General features: G+C 71.0%; 13 protein-coding genes and 1 riboswitch. Of the genes, 11 read left to right on the top strand and 2 right to left on the bottom strand.

The window, feature by feature from the left end; translation table 11 throughout:
• Positions 1–89: 89 nt before the first annotated feature.
• Complete coding sequence (gene whiG, locus ACFV0Q_RS02575; RefSeq protein WP_266573691.1) at positions 90–926, top strand: RNA polymerase sigma factor WhiG; 837 nt, start codon at positions 90–92, stop codon at positions 924–926.
• Positions 927–999: 73 nt separating this feature from the next.
• The gene (locus ACFV0Q_RS02570) at positions 1,000–1,557 is read left to right on the top strand and encodes a TetR/AcrR family transcriptional regulator (RefSeq protein WP_384999343.1); all 558 of its coding nucleotides are present in this window, start codon (positions 1,000–1,002) and stop codon (positions 1,555–1,557) included.
• Here the strand turns inward: ACFV0Q_RS02570 and ACFV0Q_RS02565 are convergent.
• Positions 1,554–2,015: a M23 family metallopeptidase gene (locus ACFV0Q_RS02565; RefSeq protein WP_384999292.1), complete on the bottom strand. Its 462-nt coding sequence runs from the start codon at positions 2,013–2,015 to the stop codon at positions 1,554–1,556. The genes ACFV0Q_RS02570 and ACFV0Q_RS02565 overlap by 4 nt on opposite strands.
• 251 nt (positions 2,016–2,266) lie before the next feature.
• Here ACFV0Q_RS02565 and rpsB point away from each other — a divergent pair, with 251 nt between their 5' ends.
• From rpsB to ACFV0Q_RS02520, 9 genes are all read left to right on the top strand, one after another.
• The gene (gene rpsB / locus ACFV0Q_RS02560; RefSeq protein WP_266573689.1) at positions 2,267–3,166 is read left to right on the top strand and encodes a 30S ribosomal protein S2; all 900 of its coding nucleotides are present in this window, start codon (positions 2,267–2,269) and stop codon (positions 3,164–3,166) included.
• A 135-nt stretch (positions 3,167–3,301) separates the two neighbouring features.
• Positions 3,302–4,138 (top strand): translation elongation factor Ts, encoded by an 837-nt coding sequence (tsf, locus tag ACFV0Q_RS02555; RefSeq protein WP_384999289.1) that lies wholly within the window; start codon positions 3,302–3,304, stop codon positions 4,136–4,138.
• Between the two features lie 162 nt (positions 4,139–4,300).
• Positions 4,301–5,080 carry a UMP kinase gene (pyrH, locus tag ACFV0Q_RS02550; protein ID WP_384999286.1) on the top strand — a complete coding sequence of 260 codons (780 nt, stop codon included), beginning with the start codon at positions 4,301–4,303 and terminating at the stop codon, positions 5,078–5,080.
• A gap of 96 nt (positions 5,081–5,176) precedes the next feature.
• Positions 5,177–5,734, top strand: a complete 558-nt coding sequence (frr, locus tag ACFV0Q_RS02545) for a ribosome recycling factor (RefSeq protein ID WP_384999283.1) — start codon at positions 5,177–5,179, stop codon at positions 5,732–5,734.
• Positions 5,734–6,810 carry a phosphatidate cytidylyltransferase gene (locus tag ACFV0Q_RS02540; protein ID WP_384999280.1) on the top strand — a complete coding sequence of 359 codons (1,077 nt, stop codon included), beginning with the start codon at positions 5,734–5,736 and terminating at the stop codon, positions 6,808–6,810. Before frr ends, ACFV0Q_RS02540 begins: the two co-directional genes overlap by 1 nt.
• Before the next feature lie 173 nt (positions 6,811–6,983).
• On the top strand, positions 6,984–8,099 hold the full coding sequence (gene rlmN, locus ACFV0Q_RS02535) for a 23S rRNA (adenine(2503)-C(2))-methyltransferase RlmN (protein ID WP_384999278.1): 1,116 nt from the start codon (positions 6,984–6,986) through the stop codon (positions 8,097–8,099).
• A 58-nt stretch (positions 8,100–8,157) separates the two neighbouring features.
• Positions 8,158–8,267, top strand: a riboswitch (TPP riboswitch).
• Between the two features lie 85 nt (positions 8,268–8,352).
• Positions 8,353–9,453, top strand: a complete 1,101-nt coding sequence (locus tag ACFV0Q_RS02530) for a thiamine ABC transporter substrate binding subunit (RefSeq protein WP_384999275.1) — start codon at positions 8,353–8,355, stop codon at positions 9,451–9,453.
• Between the two features lie 56 nt (positions 9,454–9,509).
• The gene (locus ACFV0Q_RS02525) at positions 9,510–11,126 is read left to right on the top strand and encodes an ABC transporter permease (protein WP_384999340.1); all 1,617 of its coding nucleotides are present in this window, start codon (positions 9,510–9,512) and stop codon (positions 11,124–11,126) included.
• A complete protein-coding gene (locus tag ACFV0Q_RS02520; RefSeq protein ID WP_384999272.1) occupies positions 11,126–12,154 on the top strand; it encodes an ABC transporter ATP-binding protein in 1,029 nt (342 codons plus the stop codon). The genes ACFV0Q_RS02525 and ACFV0Q_RS02520 overlap by 1 nt, the downstream gene beginning before the upstream one ends.
• A gap of 18 nt (positions 12,155–12,172) precedes the next feature.
• On the opposite strand, the gene ACFV0Q_RS02515 is transcribed toward ACFV0Q_RS02520, so the two are convergent.
• Positions 12,173–12,703, bottom strand: a 531-nt coding sequence (locus tag ACFV0Q_RS02515) for a cytochrome P450 (RefSeq protein ID WP_384999269.1), incomplete at its 5' end; no start/stop codon positions are given.

The raw sequence follows: 12,703 nt of genomic DNA, 5'->3' as shown, positions 1-12,703 counted from the left end.
CGCCCCCGCGCCATCCCGTACTCTTCGCGCACCGCGACACTTCCGTCACGCTACGCTCCCAAGGAATCCGGCTCCGGCAAAGGCGAAGCATGCCCCAGCACACCTCAGGGTCCGACCGCGCTGCGGTGCCCCCCGCTGCCCGTGGCAGCGTGCGGTCCACCGCGCCCTCGTCCCTGGAGCTGCTCTGGCGCTCATACAAGGAGTCGGGTGACGAACGGCTGCGGGAGCAGCTGATCCTGCACTACTCACCGCTGGTGAAGTACGTCGCGGGCCGGGTCAGCGTGGGCCTGCCGCCCAATGTGGAGCAGGCCGACTTCGTCTCCTCCGGGGTCTTCGGGCTGATCGACGCGATCGAGAAGTTCGACATCGAACGGTCCATCAAGTTCGAGACGTACGCCATCACCCGGATCCGCGGCGCGATGATCGACGAGCTGCGGGCACTGGACTGGATCCCGCGCTCCGTGCGGCAGAAGGCGCGGGCCGTGGAGCGTGCCTACGCCACGCTGGAGGCCCAGCTGCGGCGGACGCCCACCGAGAGCGAGGTCGCGGGCGAGATGGGGATCGGTGTGGAGGAACTCCACACCGTTTTCAGCCAGTTGTCCCTCGCCAACGTGGTAGCCCTGGAGGAGCTGCTGCACGTCGGCGGCGAGGGCGGCGACCGCCTCTCCCTGATGGACACCCTGGAGGACCACGCCGCCGACAACCCGGTGGAGGTCGCCGAGGACCGCGAGCTGCGCAGGCTGCTCGCCCGGGCCATCAACACGCTCCCCGAGCGGGAGAAGACGGTGGTCACCCTCTACTACTACGAGGGCCTTACCCTCGCCGAGATCGGCAACGTGCTGGGCGTCACCGAGAGCCGGGTCAGCCAGATCCACACCAAATCGGTGCTCCAGCTACGGGCGAAGCTGGCCGACGTCGGCCGCTGAGCCGCCGAGCGCACACACCGGCCTTGCACACCCTCCGTACAGTGGTGGCGTGCCCAGGATTCGAGCGGCCTCCGTGGCCGAGCACCGGTCGATGCAGCGCGGCGCCCTCTTGGACGCGGCGCGTTCCCTGCTGTCGGAAGGCGGGACCGAAGCCCTGACCTTCCCCGCCCTCGCGGAGCGCACCGGGCTGGCCCGGTCGTCCGTGTACGAGTACTTCCGGTCGCGCGCGGCCGTCGTCGAAGAGCTGTGCGCGGTGGACTTCCCCGTGTGGGCGGCCGAGATCGAAGCGGCGATGGAAGCGGCGCAGACGCCCGAGGCGAAGATCGAGGCGTACGTGCGCAGCCAGCTGGGGCTGGTCGGGGACCGCCGCCACCGTGCGGTGGTGGCGATCTCGGCCAGCGAGCTGGACGCGGGGGCGCGGGAGAAGATCCGCGCCGCGCACGGCGGCCTGGTGGCGATGATCGTCGAGGCCCTGGGCGCCCTCGGCCAGGCGGAGCCGCGGCTGGCCGCGATGCTCCTCCAGGGCGTGGTGGACGCCGCGGTCCGCCGCATCGAGCTCGGCGCCGCCGAGGACCCCGCCGTGGTGACCGAGGCCGCCGTCGCCATGGCCCTGCGGGGCGTCCGCGGCTAAGGCGCCGCCACGGGCAGGAGCCGCGGCGTGGGGCGGGGCAGCAGGGCCAGCGGGTCGAGGTAGGCGTCCTCCCCGGTCAGCAGGCCCCAGTGCAGACAGGGTCCGGGGCAGTGGGAGCCGGCTGTGAGGACCGCCACCTCCTGTCCCGCCGTGACCGCCTCACCCTCCGCGACCAGCGGCCGCACCGGCTCGTAGGTCGTCCGCAGGCCCCCCGGGAGGGTGAGCGAGAGCACCCCGCGCCCCGCGACCTGCCCGGCGTAGTGCACCCGCCCGGGCCCGACGGCCCGGACCCGCGCCCCCACCGGGGCCGACAGGTCCACTCCGCGGTGGCCGGCCGCGTAGGGCGTCGGCGGCGGATCCCACCAGCGCGCGACGGACAGGGGCGGGGGCAGCGGCCGGACCCCCGGGACGAGGGTCTGGGACAGCGCCAGGATCACGGTGAGCAGCAGTGTCGTCATGCCCCACAGGGTCCCGCGCGGAGGGTGGCGGACGGCCGTGCCTGTGGATGGCCGAAAGGGTGTGGACAACGGCGTCACCCGGCATACCGCCGGGTCCCGTACACTTCTTGTGGCGATCCGGGTCACCGGGTCGACTTCGCACGCCCCAGCATCGGCCGGAAACGGCCTGGTGAAAGCGTCTCTCGGTCCCTCTGCGGGGCAGGGCGCGTCGGGGCGTCAGGAACCAAAACCGAGAAACCAAGGAGATGGCCATGGCCGTCGTCACGATGCGGGAGCTGCTGGAAAGCGGCGTCCACTTCGGTCACCAGACCCGCCGTTGGAACCCGAAGATGAAGCGCTTCATCTTCACGGAGCGCAACGGCATCTACATCATCGACCTGCTGCAGTCGCTGTCGTACATCGACCGCGCCTACGAGTTCGTGAAGGAGACCGTCGCGCACGGTGGCTCCATCATGTTCGTCGGTACCAAGAAGCAGGCGCAGGAAGCCATCGCCGAGCAGGCGACGCGCGTTGGCATGCCGTACGTCAACCAGCGCTGGCTCGGTGGCATGCTCACCAACTTCTCCACCGTCTACAAGCGCCTCCAGCGTCTGAAGGAGCTTGAGGCGATCGACTTCGAGGACGTCGCCGCCTCGGGTCTCACCAAGAAGGAGCTCCTGGTCCTCTCCCGCGAGAAGACCAAGCTGGAGAAGACCCTCGGTGGTATCCGCGAGATGTCGAAGGTTCCCAGCGCCGTCTGGATCGTCGACACCAAGAAGGAGCACATCGCGGTCGGTGAGGCGCGCAAGCTGCACATCCCGGTCGTCGCGATCCTCGACACCAACTGCGACCCCGACGAGGTCGACTACAAGATCCCGGGCAACGACGACGCGATCCGCTCCGTCACCCTGCTCACCCGCGTGATCGCCGACGCCGTCGCCGAGGGCCTCATCGCCCGTTCCGGTGCCGCGACCGGTGACTCGAAGCCGGGCGAGAAGGCCGCCGCCGAGCCGCTCGCCGAGTGGGAGCGCGACCTGCTCGAGGGCGAGAAGAAGGCCGACGACGCCGAGGCCCCCGCGGCCGAGGCCGTTGTCGAGACCGAGGCCCCCGCGGCCGAGGTTGTCGCCGAGGCCGTCGTCGAGGCTCCGGCCGCCGACGCCGAGCAGGCCTGACCCACTGACGGGGCCCGGCGTTCATCCGCCGGGCACTCGCAGCACGGACGATGACGGCGGGGGAGCCGCGCCACGAGCGCGACTCCTCCGCCGTTCACCCGTAGATCTACGACTTCGAGAGAGAATCACAGACTCATGGCGAACTACACCGCCGCTGACGTCAAGAAGCTCCGCGAGCTCACCGGCGCCGGCATGCTGGACTGCAAGAACGCGCTCGTCGAGGCCGACGGTGACGTCACCAAGGCCAACGAGATCCTGCGCGTCAAGGGCCTGAAGGGTGTCGCCAAGCGCGAGGGCCGTTCCGCCGAGAACGGTGCCGTCACCTCCCTGATCGCCGCCGACGCCACCTCCGGCGTGCTGCTCGAGCTCAAGTGCGAGACCGACTTCGTCGCCAAGAGCGAGAAGTTCCTGGTCGTCGCCGACCAGCTCGCCGCCCACGTGGCCGCCACCTCCCCGGCGGACATCGCGGCGCTGCTGGCGTCCGAGATCGAGGCCGGCAAGACCGTCCAGGCGTTCGTGGACGAGGCCAACGCCAACCTCGGCGAGAAGATCGTCCTGGACCGCTTCGCGCAGTACCAGGGTGCCTTCGTGGCTTCCTACATGCACCGCACCATGCCCGACCTGCCCCCGCAGATCGGTGTCCTGGTCGAGCTGGACAAGGCCGACGCCGACCTGGCCAAGGGCATCGCCCAGCACATCGCCGCGTTCGCGCCGAAGTACCTGACCGCCGAGGACGTTCCGGCCGAGGTCGTCGAGTCCGAGCGTCGCGTGGCCGAAGAGGTCACCCGCGCCGAGGGCAAGCCCGAGGCCGCGATCGCCAAGATCGTCGAGGGTCGCGTCAACGGCTTCTTCAAGGACGTCACGCTCCTGGGCCAGCCGTACGCCCTGGACAACAAGAAGTCCGTCCAGAAGGTTCTGGACGAGGCCGGTGTCACCCTGAAGCGCTTCGCCCGCATCAAGGTCGGCATCTGAGTCCGTCCGTACGCGACGGACACCGGACCCCGGTAGGGTCTGAAGCAGTCGTCCGCGCTCGCGCAGGACGACCGCAGATCTGACGAGGAGGCCATTGCCGTAGAGGGAACCGCAAGGACCCACCGGCAATGGCCTTCTTCGTATGTGCACGAGGAGATCTCCATGAATCAGGGCGTGGACCCCCACACCGCTTCCCACGACAAGAGCGACCACGAGAAGAAGGGTCGCCGCTTCATGCTGAAGCTGTCCGGCGAAGCCTTCTCCGGCGGCGGCGGGCTGGGTGTCGACCCTGACGTCGTGCACGCCATCGCCCGCGAGATCGCGGCCGTGGTCCGAGACGGCGCCGAGATCGCGATCGTCATCGGCGGCGGCAACTTCTTCCGCGGCGCCGAGCTGCAGCAGCGCGGCATGGACCGGGCGCGGTCCGACTACATGGGCATGCTCGGCACCGTCATGAACTGCCTCGCCCTCCAGGACTTCCTGGAGAAGGAAGGCATCGACAGCCGCGTCCAGACCGCCATCACCATGGGCCAGGTCGCGGAGCCGTACATCCCGCTGCGCGCCGTGCGGCACCTGGAGAAGGGCCGCGTCGTGATCTTCGGCGCGGGCATGGGCATGCCGTACTTCTCCACCGACACCACGGCCGCCCAGCGCGCCCTGGAGATCGACGCCGAGGCCCTGCTCATGGGCAAGAACGGCGTCGACGGGGTCTACGACTCCGACCCGAAGACCAATCCGGACGCGGTGAAGTTCGACGCGCTGGAGTACAGCGAGGTGCTGTCCCGGGACCTCAAGGTCGCCGACGCCACGGCCATCACGCTGTGCCGCGACAACCAGCTGCCGATCCTGGTCTTCGAACTGCTCGCCGAGGGCAATATCGCCCGCGCCGTCAAGGGTGAGAAGATCGGCACGCTCGTGAGCGCCCAGGGCACCCGGGTCTGAGCCCCGCCGCGGCCCGGCCCCGGCCGGGCCCGGTCCGGGCGGCTCGCACCGCCCCGCCCGCCTGAACCATCCAAATCTGACATGCAGGAGCACGTGGTGATCGAAGAAATCCTCCTCGAGGCCGAGGAGAAGATGGAGAAGGCCGTCGTCGTCGCCAAGGAAGACTTCGCCGCGATTCGCACGGGTCGTGCGCACCCGGCGATGTTCAACAAGATCGTGGCGGAGTACTACGGTGCCATCACGCCCATCAACCAGCTGGCGTCCTTCGCGGTGCCCGAGCCGCGCATGGCGATCGTGACGCCGTTCGACGCGTCCGCGCTGCGCAACATCGAGCAGGCCATCCGCGACTCCGACCTCGGTGTCAACCCGAGCAACGACGGCCGCATCATCCGGGTGACCTTCCCCGAGCTGACGCAGGACCGCCGCAAGGAGTACATCAAGGTCGCCAAGAACAAGGCCGAGGACTCCAAGGTCTCCATCCGTTCCGTGCGCCGCAAGGCGAAGGACGCCCTTGACAAGCTCGTCAAGGACAAGGAGGCCGGCGAGGACGAGGTGCGCCGCGCCGAGAAGGAGCTCGACGACACCACCGCGAAGTACGTCGCGCAGGTGGACGAGCTGCTCAAGCACAAGGAATCCGAGCTCCTCGAGGTCTGATGAACGACTCTCCCTGGGCCGCGGAGCCGGCTGCGGCGGGTCCCGCATACGATGCGCTGGTGGGCCCGCAGACTCGGCCCATGCCCATCGTGCCCGATGCCGCCGGCCGTGCCTTCGACGACCGGGAAGCACGCGATCGGGGGGCCGCCGCCTTCGGCGGCCCCCCGTTCCGCGCCGAGACGCCGCCGCAGGAGCCCATGCCCAGCCCCCCGCCTCCGCCTTCGCAGGCACCGCAGGACGCCTCCCCGCCACCGCCCAAGAAGCGCGCGGGGCGGGATCTGCGTGCCGCCATAGGGGTCGGCGTCGGCCTCGGTGCGGTGATCTTCGCTTCGCTGTTCATCGTCAAGGCCGTCTTCGTCGGCGTGATCGTCGTCGCCGTCGTCGTCGGCCTGTGGGAGCTCACCTCCCGGCTCCAGGAGAAGAAGGGCATCAAGGCCCCGCTCGTCCCGCTCGCGGTCGGCGGCGCCGCCATGGTCATCGCCGGGTACGTCCGGGGGGCCGAGGGCGCCTGGGTGGCCATGGCGCTCACGGCGCTGGCGGTGCTCGTCTGGCGGATGACCGAACCGCCCGAGGACTACCTCAAGGACGTCACGGCCGGTGTCTTCGCGGCGTTCTACGTGCCCTTCCTGGCGACCTTCGTCGCGATGCTGCTCACCGCCGACGACGGCCCCCAGCGGGTCGTCACCTTCCTGGTCCTGACCGTGGTCAGCGATACCGGGGCCTACGCGGTGGGCTGGCGCTTCGGCAAGACCAAGCTGGCGCCGCGCATCAGTCCCGGCAAGACCCGCGAGGGGCTGCTCGGGGCGGTGGCCTTCGCGATGGCGGCCGGCGCGCTGTGCATGGAGTTCCTGATCGACGGGGGTGCCTGGTGGCAGGGCCTGCTGCTGGGTCTCGCGGTCGCCGTCAGCGCCACCCTGGGCGACCTGGGCGAGTCGATGATCAAGCGGGACCTGGGGATCAAGGACATGGGCACCCTGCTCCCGGGCCACGGCGGCATCATGGACCGGCTCGATTCGCTGCTGCCGACCGCTCCGGTGGTCTGGCTGCTGCTGGCCGCGTTCGTCGGCACCGGCTGATACGACCGGGCGGGTTATCCTGATAAGCGCGTCACCTCCGGGTGGCGCGCTTTCCCCGTTCTACGGCGGGGGTGGACCCGTGAGGTCTCCGGGCACCGGTCGTGCCATCGACAAGTCTCCGCCGACGCGGAGGTCGCCCGCACCAGGGCTCGCAAACGCTGAGGAGTACCCCCATGGCCCCCCGCCCCGTCCCGGGAGAGCTGACGTTCGTCGCACCCCGCGGAGCCAAGAAGCCGCCCCGGCACCTCGCCGACATGACCCCGGCCGAGCGCCGTGAGGCGGTCGCCGCGATCGGCGAGAAGCCGTTCCGGGCCAAGCAGCTCTCCCAGCACTACTTCGCCCGCTACGCCCACGACCCGGCCGAGTGGACCGACATTCCGGCCGCCTCGCGCGAGAAGCTCCAGCAGGAGCTGCTGCCGGACCTGATGAACGTCATCCGGCACATCTCGTGCGACGACGACACCACCCGCAAGACCCTGTGGAAGCTGCACGACGGCACGCTCGTCGAGTCCGTGCTGATGCGCTACCCGGACCGGGTCACCATGTGCATCTCCTCGCAGGCCGGCTGCGGTATGAACTGCCCCTTCTGCGCCACCGGCCAGGCGGGTCTGGACCGCAACCTGTCCACCGCCGAGATCGTGCACCAGATCGTCGACGGCATGCGCGCCCTGCGCGACGGCGAGGTCCCCGGCGGTCCGGCCCGGCTCTCCAACATCGTCTTCATGGGCATGGGCGAGCCGCTCGCCAACTACAACCGCGTCGTCGGCGCCATCCGCCGGCTCACCGACCCGGAGCCCGACGGCCTGGGCCTGTCGCAGCGCGGCATCACCGTCTCGACCGTCGGTCTGGTCCCGGCCATGCTGCGCTTCGCCGACGAGGGCTTCAAGTGCCGCCTCGCGGTCTCGCTGCACGCGCCGGACGACGAGCTGCGCGACACCCTCGTACCGGTCAACACCCGCTGGAACGTCCGCGAGGTGCTCGACGCCGCCTGGGAGTACGCCGAGAAGTCCGGCCGCCGCATCTCCATCGAGTACGCGCTCATCCGCGACATCAACGACCAGGCCTGGCGCGGTGACCTGCTCGGCCGCCTGCTCAAGGGCAAGCGCGTGCACGTCAACCTGATCCCGCTGAACCCGACGCCGGGCTCGAAGTGGACCGCCTCGCGCCCCGAGGACGAGAAGGCCTTCGTCGAGGCCATCGCCCGGCACGGCGTGCCGGTGACCGTACGGGACACCCGTGGCCAGGAGATCGACGGCGCGTGCGGCCAGCTGGCCGCCTCCGAGCGCTAGCTTCCGGCCAGAACCGTTCACAATCGGCCGCGGGGTACCCTGTGGCCGGACAACTTCATCATTCCGACAGGGGAGCGCCACAGCGCTGAGAGTGCGGTAACCGTCATCCGCAGACCCTCTGAACCTCGCCCCGGTCATTCGGGGTAGGAAGTTCGGTCATCACTCAAGCTGTTGCGCCCTGCCCGGCGTCCGCTCCCACAGAGCGCCGGGCAGGGCCGCGTCTTCTCCTGGACATCCCAGGAGGAATTCACCAGTGAGCACCACCAAGAAGATCGCGGGCGTCGCACTCGCGGCCGCGCTCGGCGTCACCACGCTCAGCGCCTGTGGCGGCGGCGACGCCAAGGACAAGCCCGCGGGCGCGAGCGACGCCCCGAAGTCCAAGACGATCACCCTGGTCTCCCACGACTCCTTCAACGTGACCGACACGGTCCTCAAGGAGTTCGAGCAGCAGAGCGGCTACACCGTCAAGGTCCTGAAGTCCGGGGACGCCGGTGCCGCGCTGAACCAGGAGATCCTCACCAAGGGCTCCCCGCGCGGCGACGTCTTCTTCGGCGTCGACAACACGCTGCTCTCGCGCGCCCTCGACAACGGGATCTTCACCCCGTACCAGGCCAAGGGCCTGGACCAGGTCAAGCCGGAGTTCGTGCTCGACCAGCAGCACCGGGTCACCCCGGTCGACTCGGGCGAGATCTGCGTCAACTACGACAAGGCCTACTTCGCCGACAAGAAGATCGCCCCGCCGCAGACGCTGGACGACCTGGTCAAGCCCGAGTACAAGAACCTGCTGGTCACCGAGAACGCCGCGACCTCCTCGCCCGGCCTCGGCTTCCTGCTCGCCTCCGTCGGCAAGTACGGCGAGGAAGGGTGGAAGGACTACTGGAGCAAGCTCAAGGCCAACGGCGTCGAGGTCGTCGACGGCTGGGAGCAGGCCTACAACGAGCGCTTCTCCGGTTCCGCGGGCGGCAAGAAGGCCAAGGGCGACCGGCCGCTCGTCGTCTCCTACGCCTCCAGCCCGCCGGTCGAGGTCCTCTACGGTGAGCCGCAGCCGGCCGAGGCGCCCACGGGCGTGGCCACCGGCACCTGCTTCCGCCAGGTCGAGTTCGCGGGCCTGCTCAAGGGCGCGAAGAACGAGGAGGGCGGCAAGGCGCTCCTCGACTTCCTGGTGAGCAAGAAGTTCCAGGAGGACATGCCGCTCCAGATGTTCGTGAACCCGGTGGTCAAGGACGCGAAGCTGCCGGAGCTGTTCACGAAGCACGGCGTGGTCGTCGAGAAGCCGGAAACGGTCGCCCCCGACGCCATCGCCAAGAACCGTGAGCAGTGGGTCAAGGCATGGTCCTCGCTCGTCGTGAAGTAGTGCGGGAGAGCTCCCCGAAGGAGGGCGGGCGCGCCACGGCCGTCCGGCTGGCCCTGATGGCCGTGCCGCTCGCCTTCTTCGGGCTGTTCTTCGCCTATCCCGTCGCCGCGATCGTCGGGCGCGGGCTCAAGACGGACGAGGGCTGGCAGTTCGGCCGGATCGGCGAGGTCCTGGCCGAGCCCGACATCGCCGGTGTGCTGTGGTTCACCACCTGGCAGGCGCTGGCCTCCACCGCCCTCACCCTGCTGCTGGCCCTGCCCGCCGCGTACGTGTTCGCGCGCTTCGAGTTCCCGGGCAAGCAGCTGTTGCGCGCCCTGGTCACCGTCCCCTTCGTGCTGCCGACCGTGGTCGTCGGCACCGCCTTCCTGGCGCTCGTCGGGCGGGGCGGGCTGCTGGACGAGCTCTGGGGCGTCCGGCTGGACACCACCGTCTGGGCGATCCTGCTCGCGCACGTCTTCTTCAACTACGCCGTCGTCGTACGGACGGTCGGCGGGCTGTGGGCCCAGCTGGATCCGCGCCAGGAAGAGGCCGCCCGGGTGCTGGGCGCCGGACGGTTCGCCGCCTGGCGGCGGGTGACCCTGCCCGCGCTCGCCCCGGCGGTGGCCGCCGCCGCGCTGATGGTGTTCCTCTTCACCTTCACCTCGTTCGGGGTCGTGCAGATCCTCGGCGGGCCCTCGTACTCCACCCTGGAGGTGGAGGTCTACCGGCAGACCGCGCAGCTGCTGGACCTGCCGACGGCCGCCGTGCTGACCATGGTCCAGTTCGCCGCCGTCGCCCTGATCCTCGCCGTGCACGCCCGGACCGTACGCAGGCGCGAGACCGCCCTGCGGCTCGTGGACCCGGCGCGCACCTCGCACCGGCCGCGCGGGTGGGCGCAGCGCGGCCTGCTCGGCGGGGTGCTGCTGACCGTGCTGCTGCTGATCGTGGCGCCGCTGGCCGTGCTGGTGGAGCGGTCCTTCGACGCGCCCGGCGGGTACGGGCTGGGCTTCTACCGGGCGCTCCAGGACGCGGGCGCCGGGGGCGGAACGTTTCTGGTGCCGCCGCTGGAAGCCATCTGGAACTCCCTCCAGTACGCGCTGGCCGCCACCGCCATCGCCCTGTTCATCGGGGGGCTCGCGGCCGCCGCGCTGACCCGGCGCGCGGGGCGTTTCGTACGGGGCTTCGACGCGCTGCTGATGCTGCCGCTCGGGGTGTCCGCCGTGACGGTGGGCTTCGGCTTCCTGATCACCCTGGACGAGCCGCCGCTGGACCTGCGGACCTCGTGGATCCTGGTGCCGCTGGCGCAGGCCCTCGTCGGCGTCCCGTTCGTGGTGCGGACGATGCTGCCGGTGCTGCGGGCCGTGGACGGGCGGCTGCGGGAGGCGGCGGCCGTGCTCGGCGCCTCCCCCTTGCGGGCCTGGCGGGAGGTGGACCTGCCGCTGGTGCGGCGGGCGCTGCTGATCGCGGCGGGCTTCGCCTTCGCCGTGTCGCTGGGCGAGTTCGGGGCGACGGTGTTCATCGCCCGGCCGGACCACCCGACGCTGCCGGTGGCCGTGGCGCGGCTGCTGGGGCGGGCCGGCGAAATGAACTACGGGCAGGCCATGGCCCTGAGCACGATTCTGATGCTGGTGTGCGCGGTGTCCCTGCTGGTGCTGGAGCGACTGCGACCCGACAAGACCTCGGGAGAGTTCTGATGACCCTGCTCCGGCTCGAAGGGGTGTCGGTCCGCTTCGGCGACCGGGCGGTCGTGGACGCGGTGGACCTGGCGGTCGCCGAGCACGAGATCGTCTGCGTCCTGGGGCCCAGCGGCAGCGGCAAGTCCACGCTGCTGCGCGTGGTGGCCGGGCTCCAGGCGGTGTCCGGCGGGCGGGTGCTGCTCGGCGGCGCCGACCAGGCCGGGGTGCCGGTGCACCGGCGGGGGGTGGGCCTGATGTTCCAGGACCACCAGCTGTTCCCGCACCGGGACGTCGGCGGGAACGTCGCCTTCGGCCTGCGGATGCGGGGCCGTTCCCCGGGCGGGTCCTACGGGGCCAGGGTCGCGGAGCTGCTGGAGCTGGTCGGGCTCCCGGGCGCGCAGGGCCGGGCGGTGGCCTCGCTGTCGGGCGGTGAGCAGCAGCGGGTCGCCCTGGCCCGGGCGCTGGCCCCCTCACCGCGGCTGCTGATGCTGGACGAGCCGCTGGGCCAGCTCGACCGGGGGCTGCGGGAGCGGCTCGTCGTCGAGCTGCGCGCGCTCTTCTCCCGGCTGGGCACCACCGTGCTCGCCGTCACCCACGACCAGGGCGAGGCCTTCGCGCTGGCCGACCGGGTCGTGGTGATGCGGGACGGGCGGATCGCGCAGGCCGGGACCCCGCTGGAGGTGTGGCAGCGGCCGGCCTCGGAGTTCGTGGCGCGCTTCCTCGGCTTCGAGAACGTGGTCCCCGCGACGGTCTCCGGCGGCGCGGCCGCCACCCCGTGGGGGAAGGTCCCGGTGCCCGCCGGGGCCCCCGAGGGCGAGCGCCGCCTGCTGATCCGCCCGGCCGGGGTGGTCCTCGGGGCGGACGGCCTGAGCTGCGAGGTGGCCTCCCGCACCTTCCGCGGCACGCACGTGGCCCTGCTGCTGCGGCCGGAGGCGGGCCCGGTGCTGGAGGCCGAGTGCGGCCTGGCCGGGGCCCCGGCCGTGGGCGACCGGGTCTCGGTGAGCTTCAGCCCGTCCGAGGTGGTCGTCCTGCCCGGGACCCCGTAGGCAGGGGGCGGACCGGCTTCAGGGCCGGATGCCGTCGCAGGCGATCGGCAGGTGGCGGGGGCCGCGCAGCACCGCGTTCTGCCGGTACGGGGGCGGGTCGGCCAGCAGCCGGGGGTTCTCCAGCCTGCGGGCCAGCTCGCTCAGGGCCAGCTGTGCCTCCAGCCGGGCCAGCGGCGCCCCGAAGCAGCTGTGGATGCCGCTGCCGAGGCCCAGGTGCTGGATGTCCTCGCGGTCCGGGTCGAAGCGGTCGGGGTCCTCGAACCGCAGGGGGTCCCGGTTCCCGGCGGCGAGGACCAGCCAGAGCGAGGAGCCCTTGGGGATCTCCACACCCGCCACCTCGATGTCGGCGAGGGTGCTGCGCTGGGGGACCAGCTGCACCGGGGGCTCGTAGCGCAGCAGCTCCTCCACGAGGGGGATGGACAGCGCCGGATCGGCGCGCAGCCGGTCGAGGACCTCCGGGTGGCGCAGCAGCGTGAGCATGCCGTTGGTGATCAGGTTGACCGTGGTCTCGTGGCCGGCGATCATCAGCAGCGCCGAGGTGCTCATCAC

This window comes from Streptomyces sp. NPDC059564, assembly GCF_042735575.1.
Classification (GTDB): Bacteria; Actinomycetota; Actinomycetes; order Streptomycetales; family Streptomycetaceae; genus Streptomyces.
The sequence above is the reverse complement of the archived record's forward strand: the minus strand, read 5'-3'. Positions and strand labels throughout refer to the sequence as shown.